This is a genomic window from Mesorhizobium sp. M0587 (assembly GCF_040320945.1).
Classification (GTDB): Bacteria; Pseudomonadota; Alphaproteobacteria; order Rhizobiales; family Rhizobiaceae; genus Mesorhizobium.
Genome location: NZ_JAMYQP010000011.1, coordinates 20020 through 45245 on the forward strand (window position 1 = coordinate 20020; position 25226 = coordinate 45245).

Below are 25226 nucleotides of genomic sequence, written 5' to 3' on the forward strand. Positions count from 1 at the left end.
TAGAATGCGACCACCTGGCTACGGCGTGTCGATGGAGAGGATCCTTGACGATGCGTGGAAAAGTCATTCTTTCATTGCTTGGGGTCGCCTGCCTGGGCGCGGCCTGGCTCTATCTGTCACCCGACGCCCTGAACAAGGTTCAGCAGATCATCGGCGCAAGACAGGTCGCGGCGTCGGATAAACCGGCGTCGGGCACGCCGGCGGCGGGCAAGCAGGCGGGCGGCGGCAATGGCGCCCGCTCGGCCTCGATCGTCTCCGCTACCGCGACGACGGCCGACTTCCCGATCCGGCGCTATGCCATCGGCTTCGTTTCCTCACCGGCGGTGGTCAACATCAACGCGCGGGTCTCCAGCCAGATCATGTCGATCGACGTCAAGGACGGGCAGATGGTGAAGGCCGGGGATATCCTGTTCTCGCTCGACGACCGCGCGCTGAAGGCACAACTTGCCAAGGACCAGGCGACGCTGGCCAAGGACCAGGCCTTGCTGGCAAGTGCGGCGGCGGATCTTCAGCGCGCCAAGGATCTCGTGGCCAAGCAGGCCGGCACGCAGCAGACCTACGATCAGGCGGTCGCCGCGCAGAAGGCGGCCGCGGCAACGGCCGATGCCGACAGGGCGACGATCGATGCCGACACGGTCCAGCTGAGCTACGCCACCATCAAGGCGCCGATTGCCGGCAGGCTGGGCGCCGTCAGCGTCGCGGTCGGCGATCTCGTCACCACCAGCAACGGCAGCAGCACGTCGACGCCGCTGGTCACCATCACCCAGGTGGATCCGCTGCAGGTGAACTTCAACCTGCCGGAAAGCAATCTTGCGCTGCTGCACAAGGCGCTTGCAAATCCGCAGCAAGGGGCGGTGACGCTGACCAAGGATGGCGACCCGACGCCGATCGGCAAGGGCACGCTCGATTTCGTCGATTCCAGCGTCGACACCGCTTCCGGCACCATCGCCACCAGAGCCAGCATACCGAACGCCGATCTTTCGCTGTGGCCGGGCCAGTATGTGAATGTGGTGCTCGACGCCGGCATCATGCCGCAGATGACTTCGGTTCCCACGGTCGCGGTGCAGCCCAGCCAGAAGGGGCCGTTCGTCTACGTGGTCAAGCCGGACAATACGGTCGAGATGCGGCCGGTGCAGGTGGCGGTCACCGAGGGTGAAAACAGCGCCATCAGCGACGGTCTGAAAAGCGGCGAAAAGGTCGTCGTCGAAGGCCAGACACGGCTGAAGAACGGCGCCGCGGTGCATGAAGGCAAGGCGGCGGCCGGCTCCGGCGAACAGGCCTCGCCCAAGGTCGCGCAAGCCGACAGGGCCGGCGAGGCGAGCCGATGATCTCCGAGTTCTGCATCCGCAGGCCCGTCGCCACCCTTCTGATGTCGTTCGCCCTCGTGCTGGGCGGGCTGTTCGCATACAAGTTCCTGCCGGTGGCGGCGCTGCCGAGCGCCGAATTTCCTGTGGTCAACGTGTCGGCGCAACTGGCCGGCGCTTCGCCCGAAACCATGGCGACCTCGGTGGCGACGCCGCTGATCAAGCAGTTCGCCACCATCGCCGGCATCGATTCGATCTCGACCACCAACTCGCTCGGCTCGACGTCGATCGCCATCCAGTTCGTGCTCAACCGCGATATCGACGCGGCCGCGGCGGATGTGCAGGCCGCCATCGCGCGAACGCAGAGATCGCTGCCGCCGGAGATGACGAGCCCGCCAAGCTACCGCAAGGTCAATCCCGCCGACGCGCCGATCCTGTTGATGTCGCTGGTCAGCGACACGGTTCCGCTGACCGATCTCGACGCCTTTGCCGAGAACGTGATCTCGCCGTCGCTGTCGACGATCGACGGCGTCGCGCAAGTATCGATCTTCGGCCAGCAGAAATACGCCGTGCGCATCCAGATCGACCCGACGGCGCTGGCCGCGCGCGGCATCTCTATCGACCAGCTGCAGGCGGCGATCGCGTCCGCCAACAGCAATACGCCGCTCGGCGTGCTGCAGAACAGCCGCCAGCAGCTGACCATCACCGCCAACACGCAGCTAACCGACGCCGCCGGATTTTCCAATCTCATCATCGCCACCAAGAACGGCCATCCGGTGCGGCTTGGCGAGGTCACGCGCGTCATCAATTCGGTGCAAACGACCACGACCGCAAGCTGGTACGATGGTACCCGCGCGATCATCATGGCGGTGCAGCGCCAACCCGACGCCAACACGGTCGACGTCGTCGACAAGGTCAAGGCGATGCTGCCGTCCTTCCAGGACCAGATGCCCGCCGCCGCCAGCATCAAGCTGCTCAACGACCGCTCGACCTCGATCCGCGCCGCCGTCGACGACGTGCAGTTCACGCTGCTGTTGACCATTGCGCTGGTGGTGATGGTGATCTTCGTGTTCCTGCGCCGTGTCACGGCAACGATCATCCCGGCCGTGGCCGTGCCGATCTCGCTGATCGCCACGCTCGGCGCCATGTTCCTGTTCGGCTTTTCCATCGACAACATCTCCCTGATGGGATTGACGCTGGCGGTCGGCCTGGTCGTCGACGACGCCATCGTCATGCTCGAAAACATCTTCCGTCACATGGAAGAAGAGGGGCTGCCGGCCTTCGATGCGTCGCTCAAGGGCGCGCGCGAAATCGGCTTCACCATCATCTCGATCTCGATCTCGCTGGTGGCGGTGTTCATCCCGGTGCTTTTGATGGGCGGCGTGATCGGACGCATCTTCAACGAGTTCGCTGTCGTGGTGACGGTCGCCATCCTGGCGTCGATGTTCGTCTCGCTGACACTGACGCCGATGCTGTGCTCGCGGCTGCTGTCGGTGTCGAAGGCGGACCGCGAGGCTCACGGCGAAAGCCGCAAGCACGATCTCTTCACGCGCGGCTATGACTGGATCTTGAGCTTCTGCCTGCGGCACACATTCCTGGTGTTCCTCGTCTTCGTCGGGACCGCGGCAGCGTCGGTCTGGCTGATCCAGGTCTCGCCGAAGGGCTTCTTCCCGCAGGAGGATATCGGCCAGATCTCGGTGACGACGATCGCCCGCCAGGACATCTCGTTCGACGCCATGGCGAAGCTGCAAGGGCAGGTGGCCAATGTCTTCTCCCATTCGCCCTATGTGGACCATGTGGCGTGGTCGGCGGGCAGCGGCAACAACGCGCTCAACCAGGGGCAGCTCTTCGTCCAGCTGAAGGGCAAGGACCAGCGGCCCGACATCGAGAAGGTGCTTTCGGATCTGAGGCGGCAACTGGCCGGCGTCGCGGGGATCGAGACCTACATGCAGCCGGTGCAGAACCTGCGCCTCGGCGCCCGGTCGTCGGCCAGCGCCTACCAGCTGGTGGTGCAGGGGCTGGACACCGGGCAGACCGATATCTGGGCGCAGAAGCTTAACGACGAAATGGCGACCGACCACGCGTTCTTCACCGACGTCACCAGCGACCTGCAGAACAATGCCTTGCAGGCGACGCTGGTCGTCGACCGCGACAAGGCGGCGACGCTCGGCATCGATACCGATACGTTGCGCTCCAGCCTCTATGGCGGGTTTGGCACCGAGCAGGTTTCGACGATCTTCGGCTCCGCCGACAGCTACCAGGTTGTCATGGAGCTCGATCCCAAGGTCGCCTGGTCGCCGGAACGGATGCTGGCCATCCAGGTGCGGACCGCCAGCGGCAGCCTGGTACCGCTCGGCGCCTTTGCCCATGTCGATCGGACCGCCGGCGCGCTGACCATCAACCAGCTCGGACAGCTGCCGGCGGTGACCATCTCGTACAATTTGCCGCAAGGTGTCGCGCTGGGCGACAGCGTGACGGAGATCAACGCGCTGAAGGACAAGATCGGCATGCCGACGGCGATCTCGACCACCTTCGCCGGCACCGCCAAGACATTCCAGGATTCGCTGGCCAACCAGGGCCTGCTGATCGGTGGCGCGATCCTGACCATCTATATCGTGCTCGGCATCCTCTATGAGAGCTTCATCCATCCGCTCACCATCCTGACCGGCCTGCCTTCGGCGGTGCTCGGCGCGCTGGTGGCCTTGCGGCTGGCGGGAATGGACCTGTCGGTAATCGCCGTCATCGGCATCCTGATGCTGATCGGCATCGTCAAGAAGAACGGCATCATGATGATCGACGTCGCGCTCGAATTGCGACGAGAGGGCATGTCGCCGATCGAGTCCATCCACAAGGCCTGCATCATGCGTTTCCGCCCGATCATGATGACGACGCTGGCGGCGCTGATGGGGACGATCCCGATCGCGCTCGGCACCGGCGCCAGCGCCGAATTGCGCCAACCTCTGGGCGTGGCCGTGGTCGGCGGCCTCGTCGCCTCGCAGGCACTGACCCTGTTCGTCACGCCGGTGATCTATGTCTACATGGAGCATTTCTCCGGCTGGCTGCTCGGGCTGTTGCCGAAACGAAAGGGCGAGCTGCACCTGGTCGAAGCCGGGGACCAGCCCTCGCTGTTCGATGCCGGCGACGACATGCCGGGTGAACCGCAAAAAGCGGCCGCCGAGTAAGCGGCGGGCGACGGCCAACTGGCCCAAGCCGTGATGCTTGCGGCCGGCGGGTTGGAACCGTAGTTTGCAGTCATGTCCCACGATCATGACCACGACAACGAGCTCGATCCGTTTGCCGCACGCGTGCGCGCGCTGGAGACCATCCTCACCCAGAAGGGTTTGATCGACCCGGCCGCGATCGACGTCATCGTCGACACCTACGAAACCAAGATCGGTCCGCGCAACGGCGCCAGGGTGGTGGCGAAAGCGTGGGCCGACCCGGTATTCGCCGACTGGCTGAAAAGCGATGCGACGTCGGCGCTCGGCTCGCTCGGCTACGCGGGTCGTCAAGGCGAGCACATGCAGGCGGTTTTCAACACCAGGGACACCCACAATCTCGTCGTCTGTACGCTGTGCTCCTGCTATCCATGGTCCGTGCTCGGCCTGCCGCCGGTCTGGTACAAGGCGCCGCCCTATCGGTCGCGCGCGGTGATCGATCCGCGTGGGGTACTGGAAGAGTTCGGGCTGACGCTGCCGGCCGGCACGAAAATACGCGTATGGGATTCGACCGCGGAACTGCGCTATCTCGTCGTGCCGATGCGGCCGGACGGCACCGAAGGCTGGAGCGAGGAGCGGCTGGCCGAACTGGTGAGCCGCGATGCGATGATCGGCACGGCGCTGGCCAAAGTACCGGAATAGGGGAACCGGCATGAACGGGCCGCAGGATCTCGGCGGGCAGATGGGCTTCGGCCCGGTGGCGCCCGAAAAGGACGAGCCGTATTTCCATGCCGCATGGGAACGACGCGCGCTTGGCGTGACGCTCTGCGCCGGCGCCATGGGAGCATGGAACATCGATGAAAGCCGGCATGCGCGGGAATCGCTGCATCCGGCCGACTATTATGGCTCCAGCTATTACGAAATCTGGATCAAGGCGCTGGAGGTGCTGCTCACGCGGCATGACTTCGTCAGCGAGCGCGATCTCAGGGCAGGCGAGGCGATCGATCCAGCGGCAACGCCAAAGCGGGTGCTGACGGCGGAAAACGTGCCGGCGGTGCTGGCCAAAGGCGGGCCTTGCGACAGGCCCATTTCGACGCCGGCGCGATTCAAGGCCGGCGATTGCGTAAGGACCAAGAACTTCAACCCGACCGGCCACACCAGGCTGCCACGCTATGCGCGCGGCAAGCATGGAAAGATCGAGGCGGTGCGCGACGGCTTCGTCTTTCCCGACAGCAACGCGCATGGACAAGGCGAGAATCCGCAATGGGTCTACACCGTGGTGTTCGACGGGGCGGAGATCTGGGGCGAGGGCGCCGACCCGACGCTGACCGTGTCGATCGACGCCTGGGAGAGCTATCTTGCGCCCGCATGAGGTGAACGGCGCCGCCGAATTGCCGGCGGGTGTCGATGCGCCTGTCTTCGCCGAGCCCTGGCAGGCCGAAGCCTTCGCCATGACCGTGGCGCTGCACGACAAGGGCCTGTTTTCCTGGAGCGAGTGGGCACAGGCGCTCTCGGCGCAGGTGACGAAGCCGGGCGCCGCTTCCGACGGCCATGACTATTACGAGCACTGGCTGGCGGCGCTGGAAGGCCTGCTTGCCTCCAAGGGGCTGGCCGCCAGACCTGACGTCGATGCCATGGCGGCGGCCTGGGAGCGGGCGGCGCATGCCACGCCGCATGGCAAGCCGATCCTGCTGGAGAACGATCCCGGGCCGACCGGTCAGGGCCATGACCAGATGACTTGATCTCATTTTTGGCAATCCGGCCATCTAGCCGGAGGGCATCATGCCTTCCAAAGCAATGATCCTCGTCTTGGCGCAGCGTTCGCGGATAGCTTTGAGCCGTCCGTATTCCGGAGAGTCGTACCATGCCAAGAGGGAAGCCATGTCTGGGAACTCGACAATGACCAGGCGATGAGGTTCCCAATCGCCCTCCAACACCTTGGTGGCTCCACCTCGAGCGATGTACCTTCCCCCGTAGCGCGCTTCGGTCGCGGGCACATCCCGGCGGTATTCCTCGAAAACGGCGGCGTCGGTTATGTCTACATCGGCAATAAGGTATGCTGCCATGCCCTTACCTCCATGAAGAGAGGCATTGAAGCACGCACATTAGCGATCATGCAATTAAGCAAGAGGTATTATCCAGGCGTAGGGGAAATAGCGACGTGACCTATGACAGCTCACTCTTTCATCCGGCGGGCCGGTGTCATTTCAGCTTGACGCCTGTCGGGTTTTTCGTCCCGTCAGATCACTCGTTTTGTTCCTCATCGGCTCGGCATTGCCTATCTGATAGCCTGACCTGCCGGCGGCAGCGAGGCACCTCCGACTGGTCGATGGTGGCACCTATCTTGTCTTTCTCTTGCGAATCCGGTTTCTCGCGCTGATGGAATTCTCTCCCCAACAGGACGAGGCGCTGCAAGCGGTCGCCCGCTGGCTCAAGACCGGCAAGCCGCAGTTGTTCCGGCTGTTCGGTTATGCCGGCACGGGCAAGACGACGCTGGCGCGCTATTTCGCCGAACATGTCGACGGCCAGGTGCAGTTCGCCGCCTTCACCGGCAAAGCGGCACAGGTGCTGCGCTCCAAGGGCGCGGTCAATGCCCGCACCATCCATTCACTGATCTACCGGCCGAAGGGCGAGGAATCAGTATCGGACGAGGTGACCGGCAAGACTTCGATGTCGCCGACCTTTTCGCTCAACCGGCAGAGCCCGATATCGCGTGCGAAACTGGTCGTCATCGACGAGTGCTCGATGGTCGACGAGCAACTCGGCCGCGACCTGATGAGTTTCGGCACACCGATCCTGGTTCTGGGCGACCCCGGCCAGTTGCCGCCGATCTCGGGCGGCGGCTTCTTCACCGACCACGAGCCGGACTTCCTGCTGACCGAAATCCACCGCCAGGCGCGCGACAATCCGATCCTGCGGCTGGCGCTCGATGTGCGCGAGGGACGCGAATTCATGCGCGGCGACTATGGCACGGCGCAGGTGATCGGCAAGGAAGACGTCACCCAGGAACTGGTTTTGAAGGCCGACCAGGTGCTGGTCGGCACCAACCGCACGCGCCGCCGCTACAATCAGCGCCTGCGCGAGCTCAAAGGGTTCAACGCCGACTATCCGCAAGCCGGCGACAAGCTGGTCTGCCTGCGCAACGATCCGGCCAAGGGTCTGCTCAACGGCTCGCTGTGGAAGGTGATGACCTCGTCGCGCGAGACGGTCAAGCCCGGCATCAATCTTCTGGTGTCGCCCGAGGAGGACGATCCGGACCGCGGCGTCGCCAAGATCAAGCTGCTCAAGGCCGCCTTCGAGGATCCGGACGCCGACATCCCCTGGCAGCAGAAGAAACGCTTCGACGATTTCGACTATGGCTACGCACTGACCGTGCACAAGGCGCAGGGCTCGCAGTGGAACGAGATCGTTCTGTTCGATGAAAGCTGGGCCTTCAAGGAAACCCGCCAGCGCTGGCTTTACACCGCGATCACCCGTGCCGCCGAGCGGCTGACGATTGTCAGATAAGGGCAGGCAGGGGCGCTAATCTTGGCACCAAGGCCTGGCCGTCATCGCGCTTCGGCCGGTCGGGCGCCGAGCCATTTCCAGGCGGCGGCTTCATCTTCGATGGTGAAATGCCTGAATTCGACAGGCGATGAAGGGGACAGGGTCTGCCGTGCCTCCACCGTCCAGTCCGGAGAACCGATCGCCGCGCAGCGGCCTATATGTTTCAGCGCATGGACCACACCTTGTCTCAGGGTCTCGTCTCGGATGTCGGCCCAGTCGACGCCGTCATGGTCGACAAGGCGCACGGCCATATCGATTCGCGGATGGAGCGCATAGGCCGCCTCGAGCAGGCCGAACAGGTTCTCCGCATCGGCCGCCGAGACATGACCAACCACTTCGATGGCGAAAAGATCGTCGCGATCAGTGTCGATGCGGCGGATCGCCGGCACGGATTGGAGGAAATTCACGGTGGATGCCTCCTCTCGCGGAACACCTCTGCCCTTCTGGAACACCGGAAACCCCCTATCTGTTCCCGTCAAAGACGCTATAGATGCCCGGTCTCACGCGCGCCGCGTCCCAACCAATGGCGTGGCGCGGCTCGAATCCCTGATTTCACGGACACCAGGCCATGCCCGCAAAGCTTTCCGTCAATCTCAACGCCATCGCCATGCTGCGCAACCGGCGCGACCTGCCGTGGCCGAGCGTGACCGGGATTGGACGGCTTGCCCTGGCGGCTGGAGCCCATGGGCTGACGGTCCATCCGCGCCCGGACGAGCGCCACACGCGCCATTCCGATCTGCCCGAGATCAGGGCGCTGATCGATGATGAGTTCCCGCAGGCGGAGTTCAACATCGAGGGTTACCCGACCGAGGCGTTCCTGGCGCTTGTGGAAAAAAACCAGCCGGAACAGGTGACGCTGGTGCCCGACGATCCTGCGCAAGCAACCTCAGACCACGGCTGGAACTTTGTCGCCGACGCCGCGTTTCTGACACCGGTCGTCAGGCGGCTGAAGAAGGGTGGTTTCAGGGTGTCGCTGTTTTCCGACGCGGATCCCGCCGGAATTGCCGCCGCGCGCGACATCGGCGCCGACCGCGTAGAGCTCTACACCGGCCCCTATGGCAGTTATCATTCCGATTCCGCCAAGGCGGCCAAGGAGCTGGAAAGACTGGGAAAAACCGCAGACGCGGCACTGGCCGCCGGCCTTGGGGTCAATGCCGGGCACGATCTGACGGTGGGCAATCTGCCCGCGCTGGCAAAGCGCATTCCGGCATTGGCCGAAGTGTCGATCGGACACGGGTTGACAGCCGACGCGTTGGAGTATGGCATGGCGGGCACGGTGGGTCGGTTTCTCAGGGCCTGCGGATGGTGATGGTGGCAGCCAAGCTTGGCAAGCATGGCAGCCATAACGTGACGGTACTTGATATTGCATCGCAGCAAGCGTAGAGCACCGCGCGCTTATCGGAGTGTCGTTCATGGCCCTTACCAATGCTGGTAGTGAGGCAGAAACCGTAGATCAATCGAGCCACCCTGAAATCGAGCAGCACAGCACCAAGGTGCTGATGCTGGGGGCGCTCGGCGTCGTCTATGGTGATATCGGCACCAGCCCGATCTACGCCTTCCGCGAGGCATTGCACGCCTCGTCTGGCGGCAATGTCGCCGATCGTGGCGACATCCTCGGCGTGCTGTCGCTGATCATCTGGTCGCTGACGATCACGGTTACTGTAAAATATATCATGTTCGTGCTGCGCGCGGATAACCGCGGCGAGGGTGGCGTGCTGTCGCTGATGGCGCTGGCGCGCGGCAGCTTCGCAAAGCGGTCGGCGATCATTCTCGCCATCGGCATCGTCGGTGCCTCGCTGTTTTTCGGCGACGCCGTCATCACGCCGGCCATTTCGGTGCTGTCGGCGGTCGAGGGCATGAATGTCGTCACGCCCACCTTCCAGCCTTATGTGGTACCGCTGACATTGGTTATTCTTGCCATATTGTTCGCGGTGCAGCGGTTCGGTACGGGTGGCGTCGGCTTGGTATTCGGCCCGGTGACCGCGGTGTGGTTCCTCGCCATTGGTCTTTCCGGCCTCAACCACATCATCGCCGACCCGGAAATCTTGTGGGCGATCAGCCCGCACTACATCGCCGCCTTTCTGATCAATTCGCCTGACGTGGCTTTCGTTACGGTCGGCGCGGTCTTCCTCGCCGTCACCGGCGCAGAAGCACTCTATGCCGATCTCGGCCATTTCGGCCGCAAGCCGATCGTGCTCGCCTGGCTGGCGATCGTGTTCCCTTGCCTGCTGCTCAATTATGCCGGGCAGGGCGCCTTCGTGCTGGCCAATGGCGGGGTCGTCGGCCATCCGTTCTTCGAGATGAACGGGGGCTGGGCTCTGATTCCCATGGTCGTGCTGGCGACTGCTGCGACGGTCATCGCCAGCCAGGCGGTGATATCGGGTGCCTTCTCGCTGACAAGGCAGGCGGTGCAGCTCAACATGCTGCCGCGGCTCGAAATCCTGCATACGTCGGAAAAACAGTCCGGCCAGATCTACATGCCGCGCGTCAACCTGTTGCTGGCGTTGGTGGTGATGCTGCTGGTGGTCGGCTTCGGCGAGTCCAGCAGGCTGGCCTCGGCCTATGGCATCTCGGTGACCGGCAACATGTTGGTAACGACGACCCTGCTCTTCGTCATCATGACGCGCATCTGGAAATGGAATCTCTGGCCGGCAATCGCGCTGACGGCGCTGTTCCTGTTCATCGATATCGGCTTCTTTGCCTCCAACATCGTCAAGGTGTTCGAGGGCGGCTGGGCCTCGCTGGCGGTGGCCGTCACCATCGTGCTGGCCATGTGGACCTGGGTGCGCGGCAGCCGCTATCTGTTCGACAAGACCCGCCGCAATGAGATCCCGCTCGATTTCCTCGCCGGCAATTTGCTGAAGAAGAAGCCGCAGCTGGTGTCCGGAACCGCCGTGTTCCTGACCAGCGATCCGCTCAGCGCGCCGACCGCGCTGATGCACAGCCTGAAGCACTACAAGGTGCTGCACGAGCAGAACGTAATCCTTTCGGTGGTGACCGCGCCGCAGCCGGTGGTGCCCGACAGCGACCGCGTCAAGATGGAGACGGTCAACGAGCTGTTCATGCGGGTGACGCTGACCTTCGGCTATATGGAGCAGCCCAACATTCCGCGCGCGCTGGCGATCTGCCGCAAGCAGGGCTGGAAGTTCGACATCATGACGACGTCCTTCTTCCTGTCGCGGCGCTCGCTCAAGGCCTCGCCCAATTCCGGCATGCCGGTGTGGCAGGACCGGTTGTTCATCGGCCTGGCGCGCACGGCGGCGGATGCGACCGAATATTTCCAGATCCCGACCGGCCGTGTGGTAGAGATCGGTACGCAGGTGGCCATTTAACAGCGGGCGGAACAAAGGCTGTTCGGCCGCGTTCCTTCGCGCCCCCCTCTGTCCTGCCGGACATCTCCCCACAAGGGGGAGATTGGCAGTTTCGCCGGTGGCGCTCTGTCACACCGGAAAGTCGCCTCAACCGGCCAGGGCGGCCTTGTTGGCCTCCAGGAACTGCTTCAGGGTTTTTGACTTTCGGCCGGAAAGCGTCTCGACCGCGTCGGTAACCATGCCGATCCGGCCGGAACGCGTGTTGGCGTCGAAGGAAACGATGATGCGGGCGAAGTCCTCGGGGATGCCAGCCGCCTTCACCCCTTCGGTCAGGGCTTCGTCCGGAACTTGCACGACATCGAGCGGCTTGCCCGTGACTTCGCTGACGAGGGCCGCGATCTCGGCCGTCGTATACGCTTGCGGGCCAGTCAGCGTGTAGGTTTTGCTGTCGGTCGAGCCGGAAGCGAGGCCGGCGGCGATCGCGGCGGCCATGTCGTCGCGCGCGCCATGGGCAACGCGGCCGTCGCCGGCGGACGTGTACCACTGTCCCGAGGCGATCGCATGGGGCAGCGCCATGAACAGGTTCTCCTGATACCAGCCGTTGCGGAAGATCGTATAGGGGATGCCGCTCGCCTCGATCGCCTGCTCGGTGCCGTAATGATCGTTGGCGAACAGCACCGGTGAAACCGGTTCGGGGTTGGGCATCGAGGTATAGAGAAGATGGCCGACGCCGGCCTTCTTCGCGGCGGCGACCGCGTTCTCATGCTGCCTCAGGCGCTTGCCGTGAAGCAGGTCAATCTCTCCAGTCGAGATGATCAGCACCCTGTCGGCGCCCTTGAATGCAGCCTCCAGCGATGCGGTGTCGTCGAAGTCGGCGGCCCTGATGGTAACGCCGCGCGCCGCCAGCTCGGCAAGGTTTTCCGGATTGCGGGTGGTGGCGATGATTCGTTGAGGCGGAACCTCGAGTGAGTCCAGCAAATGATGAATGACGCCGCGGCCGAGCTGGCCGGAAGCGCCGGTGACGAGAAGGGTTGCGGTCATGGAGAATCCCAACATTGCGCCGGAAGCGCGGTTCGAGTGCCGGTCTCAAAAAGAGACCAGCACTAAAATAGGATTTGACCCATGGCCGTAAAGAAGGCAGTTTTTCGGGAGGTAGGCACAGCCAGGGAACCAGCCGTGGACAGCAAGATCGTCAATCTCAGAACGAAGATGGAGGTCTACAAGGCCATTTCAGGCGGCGGCAATTTTTCCAATTGCCCGGTCCGCGACGTCATCCAGGGGGTGAGCGGCAAATGGAGTTCGCTGCTGATGATGGCGCTGGCCGAAAGGCCTTACCGCTTCGGAGAATTGCGCAGGCTGGTGCCGGACATCTCACAACGCATGCTGACGCAAACGCTCTATGATTTGCAGCGCGACGGTTATGTGCATCGCGAAGTGTTCCCGACCAAGCCGCCGAGCGTCGAATACAGCCTGACCGATCTCGGACATTCGATGTTCGGTGCCTTGCACCAGCTGATCTTGTGGGCCGAGCTCAATCATGACGCGGTGCGCGAGGCGCGCGCCGGTTTCGATGCCGCCCAGGCTTGAGCCTGACAAGGCCGGGAGGCGTGGCTTGATTTCACCGGGCGGCTGAAGGATTGTCCCGGCCAGTTCGGCTTGGGGGCATCCGCATTTCCTACGATATCGCAATTGCGGGCGCCGGCCCGGCGGGGCTTGCCATGGCGCTCTATCTCAAGCGCGCCGGGCATCGGGTGACCGTGTTCGAGCGCTTCGAGGAGCCGAGGCCGGTCGGCTCCGGCCTGATCCTGCAGCCGACCGGGTTGACGGTGCTGGCCGATCTTGGCCTGCTCGACGACGTGCTGGCGCTGGGCAGCCGCATCGACCGATTGCATGGCGCCGACGCCTCGACCGGCCGCACCGTTCTCGATGTCCGCTATGACGCCCAGCGCGACGGCCGTTTCGGCCTGGCGGTGCACCGGGCGGCCCTGTTCGGCGTGCTCTTTCGCGCCGCGCAGCGCGAGGCGATCCCCATCGAGACCGGCGTCGAAATCGACACCGTGGAGGGGGGCGAGCGGGCCACGTTGATCCGTGGCAATGGCCGAAGGGCGGGGCCATTCGATCTCGTCGTCGACGCCAGCGGCTCGCGCTCGAAACTGCGGCAATGCGCCGGCAATCCAGCCGCGCCCCGCCCACTCGCCTATGGCGCGTTCTGGGCGTCGCTTGGCTGGCGCGGCGAAGGCTTCGACGAGCACGCGCTCTCACAGCGCTACGACAAGGCCAGCGTGATGATCGGCGTGCTGCCGATCGGCCGGCCGGAGCCAGGTGCCGAAAAGATGGCGGCCTTCTTCTGGAGCCTCAAGCCAGCAGATGCCGACGCAGTGCGCGCCCAGGGCCTCGACGCCTGGAAGGAGAGGCTGGTCCGGCTATGGCCGCAGAGCGAGGCGTTCACCAGCCAGATCGACAGTTTCGACCAGCTTTCGCTGGCGCGCTATGGCCATCACACGATGAAGCTTCCGGTTGGAAGGCGGCTGGCGATCATCGGCGACGCGGCGCATTCGACCAGTCCGCAGCTCGGGCAGGAGGCGAACATGGCGCTGCTGGATGCGGCGGCACTCAGCCACGCCCTGGCCCGCACGAAGAGCGTGGAAGCGGCGCTTGAAACCTACGCAAAGGCGCGGCGCTGGCATGTGGGTGTCTTCCAGGCGCTGTCGCTGGCGTTCACGCCGTTCTACCAGTCGGATTCCGTGGCGCTGCCCTTCATCCGCGACAGGCTGGTGGCTACGGTGGCAAAAATCCCGCCGGCGCCGCAGTTCCTGGCCTCGATGGTGGCAGGCACGGTGATCGATCCATTCAGACGGATCGGGCTGACCGAGGCGCGTTGGCCAGCTCGTATTGGCCAATGACCGTCGAAAGATACGATCCCTTCGCCCGCAGGAAGGCATGCAGGCGCTGTGGATAGTCCTGCGCCACCGCGTGCTTGATCGAGGGGCGTTCACTCAATGCCTGGCGCCATGCCCGGACGAGCGGCTTACCGTCCAGGATGCCGAAATCGCCAATCCGGTCGAAGGTATCGAAGTAACGGAAGATCGGGCCGTAGACTGCGTCGACGAGCGAGAAGCGCTCGCCTGCGAACCACGGTCCAGTCCGGCCAGTTTCGCACGCCAATTCGGTCTCAAGACGATCGAACATTTCCGACAGCGCGCCGGATTCGGCAAGGAAGCCGGCTTCGGTCGAGGCTGAATAAAACCGGCCGATGGCGTTGAGGGTGGCCGAGCCGTACTCGATCCAGGCACGATGCCGGGCGCGGGCATAAGGGTCGGCAGGATGGAGAGGATTGGTCTCGGTCTCTTCGAGGAATTCGAGGATGACGGCGGATTCGAAGATCACCGTTTCCTCGCCATTTCGTTGGACGCGCAGCAGCGGCACCTTGCCGAGCGGCGAGATCGCCTTGAACCAGTCCGGCTTGTTGGCGAGGTCGATGTCGACGCGTTCGAACGGCACGCCCTTCTCGGCCAGCGAAATCGCCGCGCGCTGGACGTAGGGGCACAGATGATGGCTGACGAGAACGAGTTTGCCGGCCATCTCACTCTCCCCAGACATAGTTCAAGGCGTCGTTCTCGACGCGCGTCGACAGGAACATCAGGCGAGAGCCCTTTGGCGCCGGCCCATCGAGGCGATCGCCTGATGACATGTCGAAGGAGGCGCCGTGCCACTGGCAGACCAGCCTGCCGTCCTTGCAGTCGAGCGGCCCGCCGAAATGCAGGCAGACATTGGCGGCGGCGCGGATTCGCTCGCCGCTGCGCCAGACATGGACCTCACGGCCGAAAAACGGTGCGATCAGGCTGCCCGTCTGGGGAATGTCGGCGAGTTTGCATATTTCGTGTTTCATCGGATTGCCTAAGAGATTGATGCAGCTGCATATATGTAGATGCAATTGCATTTATCGTCAAGCTTGATGCAACTGCATCTATTGCCTATGCTCGTCGGCATGATGAACAAGGCAGCCCCTTCACCCGAAGCGATCCAGGCCTGGGCCCGCCTGATGCGGGTTTCGCGGGAGTTCGTCGAACAGGCCGAAGACGCGCTGAAGGAAGCTGGCCTGCCGCCGCTCGCCTGGTACGATGTGCTGCATGAAATCGCCGAGGCGGGCGAGGGCGGGCTGCGGCCGTTTCAATTGATCGAGCGCACTCTGTTCGCGCAGTACAACATCTCGCGGCTGCTGGCCCGGCTCGAGGCCGACGGCCTGGTCGAGAAGCTGCCGGTAGCCGATGACGGGCGCGGGCAAACCATTCGCATAACAGCTAAGGGGCGTGAGACGCGCCGCCGGATGTGGGCCGTCTATGGGCGCTCGATCGCCGAACTGGTCGGGGCCAGGCTTTCGTTCGCGGAGTTGAGCGTGATCTCGTCGCTGCTCGACCGGCTGCGTCATCCGCGAGTCGACGACTGAGACTACGGGCTTCATGCCGATGCATGCAGATTTTCCGGCACGGGCTCTTGCGCTGGTCCCCGGATTGCGCAATATGCCGAACCGTAACGTACGGTACGGCTCTGGGCTAGCCAGTCAGCCGTCATCGACCGGGAAAACAGCGTGTTGCAGGCAAACGCCGAAATCGACAACAGCGAAGCGCTGACGGAGCGGCAGAAGGCCGTTCTGGATGCAGCACTGCGCCTGCTGGTCGAGGAGGGCGATCAGCTGACCATGACCGCGGTGGCGCGGCGGGCGAGCTGTTCCAAGGAAACGCTCTACAAATGGTTTGGTGGCCGCGACGGGCTGCTGACGGCGACGGTGCAGTGGCAGGCCTCGAAGGTGCGGGTGACGTCGGTCTACGGCAAGGGGCTCGATCTTGCCTCGTTGAAGGCAAGCCTTGAACGGTTCGCCTCCGACTGGCTCCAGGTGATTTCGAGCGACACCTCGATCGCGCTCAACCGCGTGGCGGTCGGCCATGCCGGTTCCGGCAAGGATAACCTCGGCGCCGTGGTGCTCGAAAACGGCCGCTTCGCGCTGGCCAAGCGGTTGAAGCCGGTGCTGGAAGCTGGCAGGCGGGCCGGGCTGCTCGACTTTTCGGACGCCGAGACGGCGTTCCGCACCTTTTTCGGGCTGGTCGCCCGCGACGTGCAGATCCGTCTGCTGCTCGGCGACCGGCTGGAATTGACTGATGCGGCGATCGGCGGCGATGCCGCCCGGGCGACGCAGCAGTTTCTCGCTCTTTTCGGAGCAACAACCGGACCGCAAGGCCCTTAGAGCCGGATGATTTCAGGTCAAGTGGACCTGAAATCTGAATCCGGCTCTAAATCAAAGAGATAGAGCATGATGTCGTCCGAAAACCGCTTCACACTTTTCGGCATCGTGCTCTGATCATAAACGGGAAGGAAGACGAAATGCGTGTCTATTACGATCGTGATGCCGATCTCAATCTGATCAAGGGCAAGAAGGTCGCCATCATCGGCTATGGCAGCCAGGGCAGGGCGCATGCGCTCAACCTCAAGGATTCGGGCGCCAAGGAGATCGCCATCGGCCTCAAGGCCGGCTCGGCGACCGCCCAGAAGGTCGAGGCCGACGGCCTCAAGGTGATGAGCGTGGCGGATGCCGCCAAGTGGGCCGACCTGATGATGATGGCGACGCCCGACGAATTGCAGGCCGACATCTATAAGAACGAGATTGCGCCGAACATTCGCGACGGCGCCGCGATCGCCTTCGCGCACGGCCTCAACGTGCATTTCGGCCTGATCGAGCCGAAGTCGACTGTCGACGTCGTCATGATCGCGCCGAAGGGCCCCGGCCATACGGTGCGCGGCGAATACCAGAAGGGCGGCGGCGTGCCGTGCCTGGTCGCCGTCAACCAGGACGCCTCGGGCAACGCGCTGGATCTCGCGCTCTCCTACGCCTGCGGCGTCGGCGGTGGCCGGTCGGGCATCATCGAGACCAATTTCCGCGAGGAATGCGAGACCGACCTGTTCGGCGAGCAGGTCGTGCTGTGCGGCGGTCTGGTCGAGCTGATCCGCGCCGGCTTCGAGACGCTGGTGGAAGCCGGTTATGCGCCTGAGATGGCTTATTTCGAGTGCCTGCACGAGGTCAAGCTGATCGTCGACCTGATCTATGAAGGCGGCATCGCCAACATGAACTATTCGATCTCGAACACCGCCGAATGGGGCGAATATGTCTCGGGCCCGCGCATCATCACCGCCGAGACCAAGGCCGAGATGAAGCGCGTGCTGAAGGACATCCAGACCGGAAAATTCACCTCGGAATGGATGCAGGAATACCGCGCCGGCATGTCGCGCTTCAAGGGCATCCGCCGCAACAATGACAGCCACCAGATCGAGGAAGTCGGCGCCAAGCTGCGCGCCATGATGCCGTGGATTTCCAAGAACAAGCTGGTCGACAAGGCCAAGAACTGAGCGAGGCTCACAGCTTCAAGGACCTACTTCAAACGGCAAAATCAAAACGGCGCCACGTGGCGCCGTTTTTTCTGAGTTCTGGCCGGTCCGGCTCAGCTATAGGGCGACCAGCACTGCTGGCGCGGACCGTTGTAGGGCTGGAACGTGTTGTCGTAGGCGCGATAGGACCGGTAACGGTTGTAGCACCATTGGACATGGGCGCTCGAAAGCCGGCCGGCACGGTAGTGCCGGTAGTAGCGACGGGGCGGCGCTTCATAGTAATTGTAGTTGTTGTACATGCTGCCGAGGCCGAGCCCCAGGCCGAGGCCGAGGATCGCGGCGCCCGCAGCGTCATCGTAATAGCGGCCGCGATAATGATGGCGGCGCCAACGCCAATTGTCTCCACCGTTCCAGTCGCCACGATCCCAGCTGCGGTGATGCCAATTCCCACGATTCCAGTCACCGCGATCCCAATTGCCGCGGTGCCAGTTGCCCGACCGGCGCCATCTCCAGTCGTTGCTGAAACTCCGGTCGTTGCCGCCGGCCCAGTCCTCGCGCACCGGCGTGACCGCCGGCGCTGCGGTGCTGGTCGGGAGCGACAGATCGGGCTGCAGGATCGGCCCGGCGGCGGATGGCGCCGTAATGCCGGAGAAGATGCCCAAAGCTATGAGTCCGGATTTGACGGAGGAAGAAAAGAGCGAATTCATTGCACTCTCCCAAGAGATACCGGCCCCACGCCCTACCCTAGGAATGGGCCAGAGTGGATCTTTGTGTCTGAACGGCGGATGAACGGAAAGGTTCCGATGGCGCGAACGCCGTCAGGACCAAACGCTCGCAGCTTGTGATCCTGCGATCTTGTTTTCTCCCGCACTTGCGGGCAAAGGTCAGGACATGTCGCTGCGCCTTGCCACCTTCAACGTCGAGAACCTGATGAACAGGTTCGATTTTTCCGGATACCGCAACCAGCTCAACGAGGATCGAACGCTGGCGCTGTTCGATATCCAGAGCGAAGCCGAATACAAGATGCTGGAACAGGCCCGGGCCATCGCGCAGTCCGACGATACGCGCCAGTTGACGGCGCTGGCGATCGCGGCGACCCGCGCCGACATCATCTGCATGCAGGAGGTCGACAACATCGAGGCGCTGAAGGCCTTCGAATACGGCTATCTGTTCAAAATGGTGGGGCAGGGCTACCGGCAGAAATACACCACCGCGGGCAATGATTCACGCGGCATCGACGTCGCCGTCATGATGCGCAACGAAACCGCCCAGGGACAGCCGATCGAATTCGTGCGCATGACCGGCCATGCCTATGTCACCTACGAGCAGTTCGGGCTGCACACGCCGGAACTGGCGGCCCTCGGCAACCAGGCCAATGAGCGCATCTTCCGGCGCGACTGCCTGGAGATCGACCTGACCGTCGGCGGCGTGCCGCTGACGCTCTATCTCGTGCATTTCAAGTCGATGGGTTCGCCTCGCAACGGGCTCGACGGGCGCGAGGCGACGATGCCGATCCGCATCGCCGAGGCGCAAGCCGTGCGCCGCATCATCGAGGACCGTTTCGGCGGGGATCATGCCGCCGACAAGCGCTGGGCGATCTGCGGCGACATGAACGACTACCGGCAGCGGGTGAAGATCGCCGGCGACGAGTTCGACGGCTATCGCTTCGAGGTTGCGAACGAAGACCGGTCCTGCATCAACGTGCTGACATCGGGCGGCTTCTGCGAAAACGTCGTCGAGCGGCGGCCGGAAATGAACCGCTGGACCTTTTACCACACGCGCGGGCCCGAAGAGCGGCATCTGTGCCAGCTCGACTACATCCTGCTGTCCAGGGGATTGGCGGCGAAAAACGCTACGGCCGTTCCCGACATCATCCGCAAGGGCCAGCCCTGGCGCACCATCTTCCCGGCCGGGCAGCAGGTCGAGCGCTTTCCGCGCGCCGGCTGGGACCGGCCCAAGGCGTCGGATCATTGCCCGGTGGCGATCACGCTGGACATGGCCTGACAGGCATGAGTTTCGACCTGCCGCGCAATGTCATCCTGCCAGTCGATGCCGTCGACGTCCGGCTCGACCCCGGCCCGCATCCTTTCGCGCTGGATAATGCCGAGGCGATCGCCGCGAACTGGCAGCTCGAGATCGCGGCCAACCCCGCGCTGTTCGACGGCCCGGTGGTGCTGCTCTCGCGACTTGCCTGGCGCGACAATCGGCTCGTCGGCCGGTGCCACGCGGTCAACTACTCCACCTTCATGCTTTGGCGTAAGCGGCGCGAGAATTCCGGCGCGGAGCACGCCTATGCCCACGCCATGCTTGTGGCCGGCGACAATGCGCTGGTGGCGATTCGCATGGCAGCCCACACCGTCACTGCCGGCCGTGTCTATTTCGCCGCCGGCTCGTTCGAGCCGGCCGATTTTCGCGACGGCCTCGTCGATGTCGATTTCAACATGATCCGCGAGGTGCGGGAAGAAACGGGCCTCGACATTTCAGACGCCGTACGCGGCCTGCACTACCATGCCCTGTCGACGGCAAGCGGCACGGTGATCTTCCGCCGCTACCGGGTTGCCGAGCCCGCCGAAGAGATCGCGCAGCGCATCTCGGCCTTCGTAGCGACCGAAGCCGAACCGGAGATCGTGGGCCCGGTCATCATCCGCCATGCCGCCGACCTGCCGCACGGGCTGATGCCGCACATGAAGCCGCTGATCGAGTGGCATTTTGCGAACGGGGACTAGAATTTTAGTACCCTTCCGTGCGGATCGCCAATGGCTGGCATATGATGGCCTGAGTGGCTGTGATAGCAAATTTGCTATATTGCTATCAATGACATCACTGTAGCTTTGGATGATATCGATGAGTGCTGTCACTATCCGCAATTTGCCAGAGGAAACGCTCCGCGCCTTGAAGGTGCGGGCAGCGCACCACGGCCGCAGCACCGAAGCTGAAATGCGTGAAATCCTGGAAACGGCCGTGCGGCCATCCAATCGGGTCAAACTCGGCTCGCTGCTCGCCGCCATCGGCCGAAGCCGGATTGTCGCAAGAGGATGTCGATGCCTTGCAGCAGCTCCGCGACAAAACACCGGGCGAGCCAGTGAGGTTCGAATGATCCACACCAAGCCTTGTGCCGACACCAAATAGCGATCGCGATTGACTGCGGCTGGCGCGCCGTCACCTTGTGGTCGCGTGCCAGAGCTGCCCATCGCGCGGGCAGCGTGCCCCATTTAGCTCAGCTCGGATCGTATTCGGCGAATATTCCACGTCCCATCTCGATAAATTCGACGATGTTGTCGTCTGGATCCTCGACAAAGATGGTGCCGATACCAAAGTCGAGCGGCTGTTCGATCGACCTGACCGGGCAGTGCTTCCTTTGCTGGACGTCGGACTGGAACGGCTTAAAACCGTTCCGGAGTAGCAGCGCGACGACATCTTCGAGTCTCGAAACCTGAAGCGCGAAATGGCGCGCAGGCTCGTGTGGCAGCTCGGCAGGCGCGATCGTCTGCTCTATCAGATGAACTGGGCAAGCCTGTCCGATACCGAGCCAGTTTGATTTCTCAGGATGCGGTTCGAGTCCGAGCACATCGCAATAGAAGTGGCGGGCGCGCGTGAAGTCCTTCACCGGAATGCTGACGTGCTGAATACCCCGGAAGTGCATCGGTCTCACTCACGTCAGTTGAGCTGACGAGCCTGGCGGCCGAAGAAGTCAAGAAGCTGTCCCGTCAGAAAATCCGGGTTCTCATCGGGCAGCCAATGGCCGGTATTTGGGGCGACTCCGCCTCGCACGTCCGATCCGATTTCTCGCGCCATGGACAGCTCGGTCGCGCCGTTGCTCTTGTCGCCGGCCAGCGCGAGAATCGGGACCTGCAGCTTGGTTTTCTCGAACTCCGCGAATCTGCGTTCGTCCTCGGGGAAGGCCCGATAGAGTTCAAACCCAGCACGCAGACCGCCCGGCGCGGCGTAAGCCTTGGCATACACAGCGACGTCTTGATCGGCGATGGGCCTGTAACTGCGCGACGAGATGAAGTCACGGATGAACGGATATTCGTGGCCGGTCACGAGCATCTCGGCGATGTCGCGCTGCTGAAATAAACCGAAATGCCAGAGCTCGGGATCAGGCTTATGCTTGGCTTCATTCCAAGCTCTGGTCGCAGGAATCGGCACGTCAAGCATGACGAGCTTGCCCACCTCGCCCGGCCATTGGCGGGCGTAGGCGTAGGCGACCATTACGCCAATGTCGCGGCCGACCAAATTGATTTTGCGCGCGCCGATTTGGGTAACCAGGGCATGAATATCGGCGGCCATAGTTGCCTTGTCGTAGCCGTCTTGCGGCTTTTCCGAATCGCCGGCGCCCCGATAGTCGATCGCGACAACATTGTAGCCAGCCTTTGCCAAAGCCGGCATTACGTTGCGCCACGTGTACCACGTTTGCGGCCAACCGTGGAGCAACACCACCATCGGCCCATCAGCTGGCCCGCCGATCACATAATGGAGGCGGACGCCATTGGCCTCGCCGTAGCGGTGGGCGAACTGCGCATCGAAGCCTGCGGGAAGACCAGACCGCTCGGCTAGCGTTTGTGTTTGCTGTGACGCAGCAGGCGTTGCTTGCATCGAAAAGCTGAGGCTCGCGGCGCTCAACGCCAGCGCGGTAATAAACCCCTTCATTGCTTCTCCTTCAGAAATGCGATCTCACCATTGGGCGAATGCTGTGAATCGTCTCCTCTTTCGCGAACTCAACGGCTCTCGCGCCAAAAACGGCGCTCCACTCACGGCAACTTCGCGCTACCGCTCGCCGTTCCGGCCCAATCGCCAACCGCCACTCGGGGTTCCGCTACAGAGCGAGGGTCAACATCTTGCTGGAGTCGGCCACTCCAAACACGCGGCCTGCAGCCCGAACGGCTGGGTTTCCAGCATTTCGTGCATGGCGGTTTTCGTGTCCGGCATGCCGTCCTACTGCCCCACACCCGGGATGTGCAGGATGCCGATAAAGGCAGCCGCGAAACCGTGATGCAAGGGCGCATGCGGGCAACTATCCCCCGTGTCTGCGGCGGGGTCATAGGCCTGAACCGCCCAAGTCCGTAGTAGCCGATCCACTCTTTTCCAGAACGGCCGTAGCATGGTTCGGTTCCCGCGCACGGAAATCCTGGGTGCCGCCATAGAGGTGTTTCTCGGTTGGCCGTTGACCCCACGCTCCGATCCAGCGCTAATGACACTATCGGCACGGTGACGATCGCGATGGTGGTTTTGCGAGGGGCTATGATGCCCTGCCTTGGCTAGAGCGCCTTGCGGCGGTCATTGCGGGCAGCGACAACGAACAATACCCCGCCGATACCCAGCAATCCGCCCATCGCCATGCCCATCGTCTGGCCGACGACCACCTGGAAATCCGGTGTGACGCGGTCCGGATTGGCCATGCCGTAACGGGCGAGATACCACCAGATGCCGGCCAGGGCTGCCTCGATGACCACCATCACCAGGACCAGTCGCGCCTTCTTGCTCATCGCCATTCCTCGACCAGAAATGCCTTCGGCGTAGCATGGTGGATCGAACGGCGACAACATTCAGGGCCGCGGCAAACATCCCAAGGTTGTGGATAGCCGCTGATTGCCGTGGAGTTGTCTATTCGTGCCTTAGCGCGTCGATCGGATCCAGCCTGGCGCCGCGCAGGGCCGGGAAGAAGCCGAACACCATGCCGATCAGCGCGGAAAAACCGACGGCGAGCAGGATGACCGCCGGGCTTGGCGCGAAGGGGATGATCAGCGTCACCGCGGCGAGGCCGGCCAGCGCCAGGCCGATCAGGATGCCGATGATGCCGCCGAGCAGCGACAGTACCGTCGCCTCGACCAGGAACTGGATGAGGATGTGCTTCTCATGCGCGCCGATGGCGAGCCTGATGCCGATCTCGCGGGTGCGTTCGGTGACCGAGACCAGCATGATGTTCATGATGCCAATGCCGCCGACCAGCAGGCTGACGCCGGCGACCGCGCCGAGCATGCCGGTCATGGTGGTGGTGGCGCTGGCCATGGCGTCGGCGATCTGGGTCATGTCGCGGATGGCGAAATCGCTCTCGCGGTCGGGTGTGATACGGCGCGCATCGCGCAAGATGTCCTCGACGCGCGGCTGCAACTCGCTGGTCGGCGTGCTGTCGTCGGCGGCGATGTAGATGTTGTCGATGTCGCGGTTGCCGGCGATGCGGCGTTGATAGGCATGCAGCGGCATCAACACGACATTGTCCTGGTCCTGGCCGAAGCCGGTATAGCCCTTGGGCTCGAGCAAGCCGATGATCTTGCAGGAGGTGCGGTTGACGCGGATGATCTCGCCTTCGGGATCGCCGGCGCCGAAGAACTGCTGGCGCACCGTCTCGCCGATCAGGCACACGCCGGTGCCCGAGCGGGTTTCGGAATCGCTGAACGGGCGGCCCGACACCAGCTTCCAGTCGCGTGCATCGAGATAGGCGCTGTCGGTGCCGGTAACGCCAGAGGTCAGGCTCTCGGTGCCGAAGATGACGCGAACCTGCTTTTGCGAGGCCGGCGAAATGGCGCGCGCGCCGGTCAAATGCGCGACCAGCGCCGCAAGGTCCTTTTCGGCCAGCGGGCGCACCACCTGGTCGAGCCCTCCGGGACCGCCAGGACCGGCGGGGCGGCCGGAACGGACGACCAGCAGATTGCTGCCGAGCTTGGAGATGTCGGCCTTGACCTTTTGCGTGGTGCCGGAGCCGATGGTGAGCATGGCAATGACGGCGGCAACGCCGATGACGATGCCGAGCAATGTCAGGAACGAGCGCAGCACGTTGCGGCGAATCGAGCGGAGCGAGAGGCGGACGGTTTCCCAGATCATGCCGGTTCCAGACTCATGGTGTCCGAGGCGACGTGGCCGTCGAGGAAGCGGATGGTGCGTTCGGCATATTCGGCGACGTCGGCCTCGTGCGTAACCATGGCGATGGTCAAGCCAAGTTCCCTGTTCAGCCGCGTCAGCAGGTCCATGATCTCATGCGTGCGGGCGGTGTCGAGATTGCCGGTCGGTTCGTCGGCGACGAGCAGCGTCGGCCGGGTGACGATGGCGCGCGCGATCGCCACGCGCTGCTGCTGGCCGCCGGAAAGCTCGGCCGGCGTGTGGTGTTCGCGGCCGACAAGGCCGACTTCAGCCAGTGCCTGCATGGCAAGCTCGCGGCGCTCGCGGCTAGCCACGCCGCGATAGATCAGCGGCAGTTCGACATTTTCCGCCGCCGTGGTGCGGGCGAGCAGATTGTAGCCCTGGAAGACGAAGCCGACATAGAGGTTGCGCAGCATGGCGCGGCGGTTGCGGTCGAGCCGGCCGGCGTCGACGCCCATGAAGGAATAGGTTCCGGCCGTCGGCGTGTCGAGGCAGCCGATGATGTTCATCGCCGTCGACTTGCCGGACCCGGACGGGCCCATGATGGCGACGAATTCGCCACGCTTTATTGCAAGGTCGACGCCGGCCAGCGCGTGCACCTTGGCTTCGCCCTGGCCGTAGCTTTTCCAGACCTTGTCGAAGGTGATGAGGGGCGCGCCCGCGGCCACGGC

26 protein-coding genes and 1 pseudogene are annotated in these 25226 nt (G+C 63.5%); 16 read left to right on the forward strand and 11 right to left on the reverse strand.

What is annotated here, in order from left to right; all coding sequences use genetic code 11:
* The first annotated feature begins 50 nt into the window (after positions 1-50).
* The 5 genes from NKI49_RS12685 to NKI49_RS12705 all read left to right on the forward strand — a co-directional run bounded on the left by NKI49_RS12685 (position 51) and on the right by NKI49_RS12705 (position 6204).
* Positions 51-1328, forward strand: coding sequence for an efflux RND transporter periplasmic adaptor subunit (locus NKI49_RS12685; RefSeq protein WP_352597846.1), 1278 nt, complete (start codon positions 51-53; stop codon positions 1326-1328).
* Positions 1325-4486, forward strand: a complete 3162-nt coding sequence (locus tag NKI49_RS12690) for an efflux RND transporter permease subunit (protein ID WP_352597847.1) — start codon at positions 1325-1327, stop codon at positions 4484-4486. The genes NKI49_RS12685 and NKI49_RS12690 overlap by 4 nt, the downstream gene beginning before the upstream one ends.
* A 72-nt stretch (positions 4487-4558) precedes the next feature.
* Complete coding sequence (gene nthA / locus NKI49_RS12695; RefSeq protein WP_352597848.1) at positions 4559-5164, forward strand: nitrile hydratase subunit alpha; 606 nt, start codon at positions 4559-4561, stop codon at positions 5162-5164.
* 10 nt (positions 5165-5174) lie between these two features.
* Positions 5175-5834, forward strand: a complete 660-nt coding sequence (gene nthB, locus NKI49_RS12700) for a nitrile hydratase subunit beta (protein WP_352597849.1) — start codon at positions 5175-5177, stop codon at positions 5832-5834.
* Positions 5821-6204: a nitrile hydratase accessory protein gene (locus NKI49_RS12705; RefSeq protein WP_352597850.1), complete on the forward strand. Its 384-nt coding sequence runs from the start codon at positions 5821-5823 to the stop codon at positions 6202-6204. The genes nthB and NKI49_RS12705 overlap by 14 nt, the downstream gene beginning before the upstream one ends.
* Before the next feature lie 24 nt (positions 6205-6228).
* Here the strand turns inward: NKI49_RS12705 and NKI49_RS12710 are convergent, their stop codons facing one another.
* Positions 6229-6528, reverse strand: coding sequence for a DUF1330 domain-containing protein (locus NKI49_RS12710; protein ID WP_352597851.1), 300 nt, complete (start codon positions 6526-6528; stop codon positions 6229-6231).
* A gap of 313 nt (positions 6529-6841) precedes the next feature.
* On the opposite strand from NKI49_RS12710, the gene NKI49_RS12715 reads away from it, so the two are divergent.
* Positions 6842-7969 (forward strand): ATP-dependent DNA helicase, encoded by a 1128-nt coding sequence (locus tag NKI49_RS12715; protein ID WP_184873422.1) that lies wholly within the window; start codon positions 6842-6844, stop codon positions 7967-7969.
* A 41-nt stretch (positions 7970-8010) separates the two neighbouring features.
* Here NKI49_RS12715 and NKI49_RS12720 read toward each other — a convergent pair whose 3' ends face one another.
* On the reverse strand, positions 8011-8415 hold the full coding sequence (locus NKI49_RS12720) for a SpoIIAA family protein (RefSeq protein WP_352597852.1): 405 nt from the start codon (positions 8413-8415) through the stop codon (positions 8011-8013).
* A 161-nt stretch (positions 8416-8576) separates the two neighbouring features.
* On the opposite strand from NKI49_RS12720, the gene NKI49_RS12725 reads away from it, so the two are divergent.
* Both NKI49_RS12725 and NKI49_RS12730 read left to right on the forward strand, forming a co-directional pair.
* Positions 8577-9317 carry a pyridoxine 5'-phosphate synthase gene (locus NKI49_RS12725; RefSeq protein WP_352597853.1) on the forward strand — a complete coding sequence of 247 codons (741 nt, stop codon included), beginning with the start codon at positions 8577-8579 and terminating at the stop codon, positions 9315-9317.
* Positions 9318-9420: 103 nt separating this feature from the next.
* Entirely contained in the window at positions 9421-11340 is a 1920-nt protein-coding gene (locus tag NKI49_RS12730; RefSeq protein ID WP_352597854.1) for a potassium transporter Kup, read from the forward strand.
* Between the two features lie 126 nt (positions 11341-11466).
* Here the strand turns inward: NKI49_RS12730 and NKI49_RS12735 are convergent, their stop codons facing one another.
* Positions 11467-12360, reverse strand: coding sequence for an SDR family oxidoreductase (locus NKI49_RS12735; RefSeq protein WP_352597855.1), 894 nt, complete (start codon positions 12358-12360; stop codon positions 11467-11469).
* A 135-nt stretch (positions 12361-12495) separates the two neighbouring features.
* Here NKI49_RS12735 and NKI49_RS12740 point away from each other — a divergent pair, with 135 nt between their 5' ends.
* Both NKI49_RS12740 and NKI49_RS12745 read left to right on the forward strand, forming a co-directional pair.
* Positions 12496-12906 carry a winged helix-turn-helix transcriptional regulator gene (locus NKI49_RS12740; protein WP_352597856.1) on the forward strand — a complete coding sequence of 137 codons (411 nt, stop codon included), beginning with the start codon at positions 12496-12498 and terminating at the stop codon, positions 12904-12906.
* A 50-nt stretch (positions 12907-12956) separates the two neighbouring features.
* Positions 12957-14222 (forward strand): FAD-dependent oxidoreductase, encoded by a 1266-nt coding sequence (locus NKI49_RS12745; RefSeq protein WP_352597857.1) that lies wholly within the window; start codon positions 12957-12959, stop codon positions 14220-14222.
* On the opposite strand, the gene NKI49_RS12750 is transcribed toward NKI49_RS12745, so the two are convergent.
* Positions 14170-14901 carry a glutathione S-transferase family protein gene (locus tag NKI49_RS12750; RefSeq protein WP_352597858.1) on the reverse strand — a complete coding sequence of 244 codons (732 nt, stop codon included), beginning with the start codon at positions 14899-14901 and terminating at the stop codon, positions 14170-14172. The genes NKI49_RS12745 and NKI49_RS12750 overlap by 53 nt on opposite strands.
* A gap of 1 nt (position 14902) precedes the next feature.
* Positions 14903-15208 (reverse strand): Rieske (2Fe-2S) protein, encoded by a 306-nt coding sequence (locus NKI49_RS12755; RefSeq protein ID WP_352597859.1) that lies wholly within the window; start codon positions 15206-15208, stop codon positions 14903-14905.
* A gap of 99 nt (positions 15209-15307) precedes the next feature.
* Between NKI49_RS12755 and NKI49_RS12760 the strand changes: the two genes are divergently transcribed.
* From NKI49_RS12760 to ilvC, 3 genes are all read left to right on the forward strand, one after another.
* The gene (locus NKI49_RS12760; RefSeq protein WP_352598051.1) at positions 15308-15766 is read left to right on the forward strand and encodes a MarR family winged helix-turn-helix transcriptional regulator; all 459 of its coding nucleotides are present in this window, start codon (positions 15308-15310) and stop codon (positions 15764-15766) included.
* Positions 15767-15910: 144 nt separating this feature from the next.
* Positions 15911-16561 (forward strand): TetR/AcrR family transcriptional regulator, encoded by a 651-nt coding sequence (locus NKI49_RS12765; RefSeq protein WP_502899435.1) that lies wholly within the window; start codon positions 15911-15913, stop codon positions 16559-16561.
* Between the two features lie 137 nt (positions 16562-16698).
* Positions 16699-17718 carry a ketol-acid reductoisomerase gene (gene ilvC / locus NKI49_RS12770; RefSeq protein WP_027025943.1) on the forward strand — a complete coding sequence of 340 codons (1020 nt, stop codon included), beginning with the start codon at positions 16699-16701 and terminating at the stop codon, positions 17716-17718.
* Positions 17719-17810: 92 nt separating this feature from the next.
* On the opposite strand, the gene NKI49_RS12775 is transcribed toward ilvC, so the two are convergent.
* Positions 17811-18404 carry a BA14K family protein gene (locus NKI49_RS12775; protein ID WP_352597861.1) on the reverse strand — a complete coding sequence of 198 codons (594 nt, stop codon included), beginning with the start codon at positions 18402-18404 and terminating at the stop codon, positions 17811-17813.
* Between the two features lie 184 nt (positions 18405-18588).
* Here NKI49_RS12775 and NKI49_RS12780 point away from each other — a divergent pair, with 184 nt between their 5' ends.
* From NKI49_RS12780 to NKI49_RS12790, 3 genes and pseudogenes are all read left to right on the forward strand, one after another.
* Positions 18589-19701, forward strand: a complete 1113-nt coding sequence (locus tag NKI49_RS12780; RefSeq protein ID WP_352597862.1) for an endonuclease/exonuclease/phosphatase family protein — start codon at positions 18589-18591, stop codon at positions 19699-19701.
* A 5-nt stretch (positions 19702-19706) separates the two neighbouring features.
* On the forward strand, positions 19707-20423 hold the full coding sequence (locus tag NKI49_RS12785; protein WP_352597863.1) for a hypothetical protein: 717 nt from the start codon (positions 19707-19709) through the stop codon (positions 20421-20423).
* Between the two features lie 118 nt (positions 20424-20541).
* A pseudogene (locus NKI49_RS12790) lies at positions 20542-20794 on the forward strand (FitA-like ribbon-helix-helix domain-containing protein).
* A gap of 120 nt (positions 20795-20914) precedes the next feature.
* Here the strand turns inward: NKI49_RS12790 and NKI49_RS12795 are convergent.
* The 5 genes from NKI49_RS12795 to NKI49_RS12815 all read right to left on the reverse strand — a co-directional run bounded on the left by NKI49_RS12795 (position 20915) and on the right by NKI49_RS12815 (position 25223).
* Positions 20915-21340 (reverse strand): VOC family protein, encoded by a 426-nt coding sequence (locus tag NKI49_RS12795; RefSeq protein ID WP_352597864.1) that lies wholly within the window; start codon positions 21338-21340, stop codon positions 20915-20917.
* 14 nt (positions 21341-21354) lie between these two features.
* A complete protein-coding gene (locus NKI49_RS12800; RefSeq protein ID WP_352597865.1) occupies positions 21355-22347 on the reverse strand; it encodes an alpha/beta fold hydrolase in 993 nt (330 codons plus the stop codon).
* A 608-nt stretch (positions 22348-22955) separates the two neighbouring features.
* A complete protein-coding gene (locus tag NKI49_RS12805) occupies positions 22956-23183 on the reverse strand; it encodes a hypothetical protein (protein WP_352597866.1) in 228 nt (75 codons plus the stop codon).
* A gap of 118 nt (positions 23184-23301) precedes the next feature.
* Positions 23302-24519, reverse strand: a complete 1218-nt coding sequence (locus tag NKI49_RS12810; RefSeq protein WP_352597867.1) for an ABC transporter permease — start codon at positions 24517-24519, stop codon at positions 23302-23304.
* Complete coding sequence (locus tag NKI49_RS12815; RefSeq protein ID WP_352597868.1) at positions 24516-25223, reverse strand: ABC transporter ATP-binding protein; 708 nt, start codon at positions 25221-25223, stop codon at positions 24516-24518. Before NKI49_RS12815 ends, NKI49_RS12810 begins: the two co-directional genes overlap by 4 nt.
* Positions 25224-25226 lie beyond the last annotated feature (3 nt).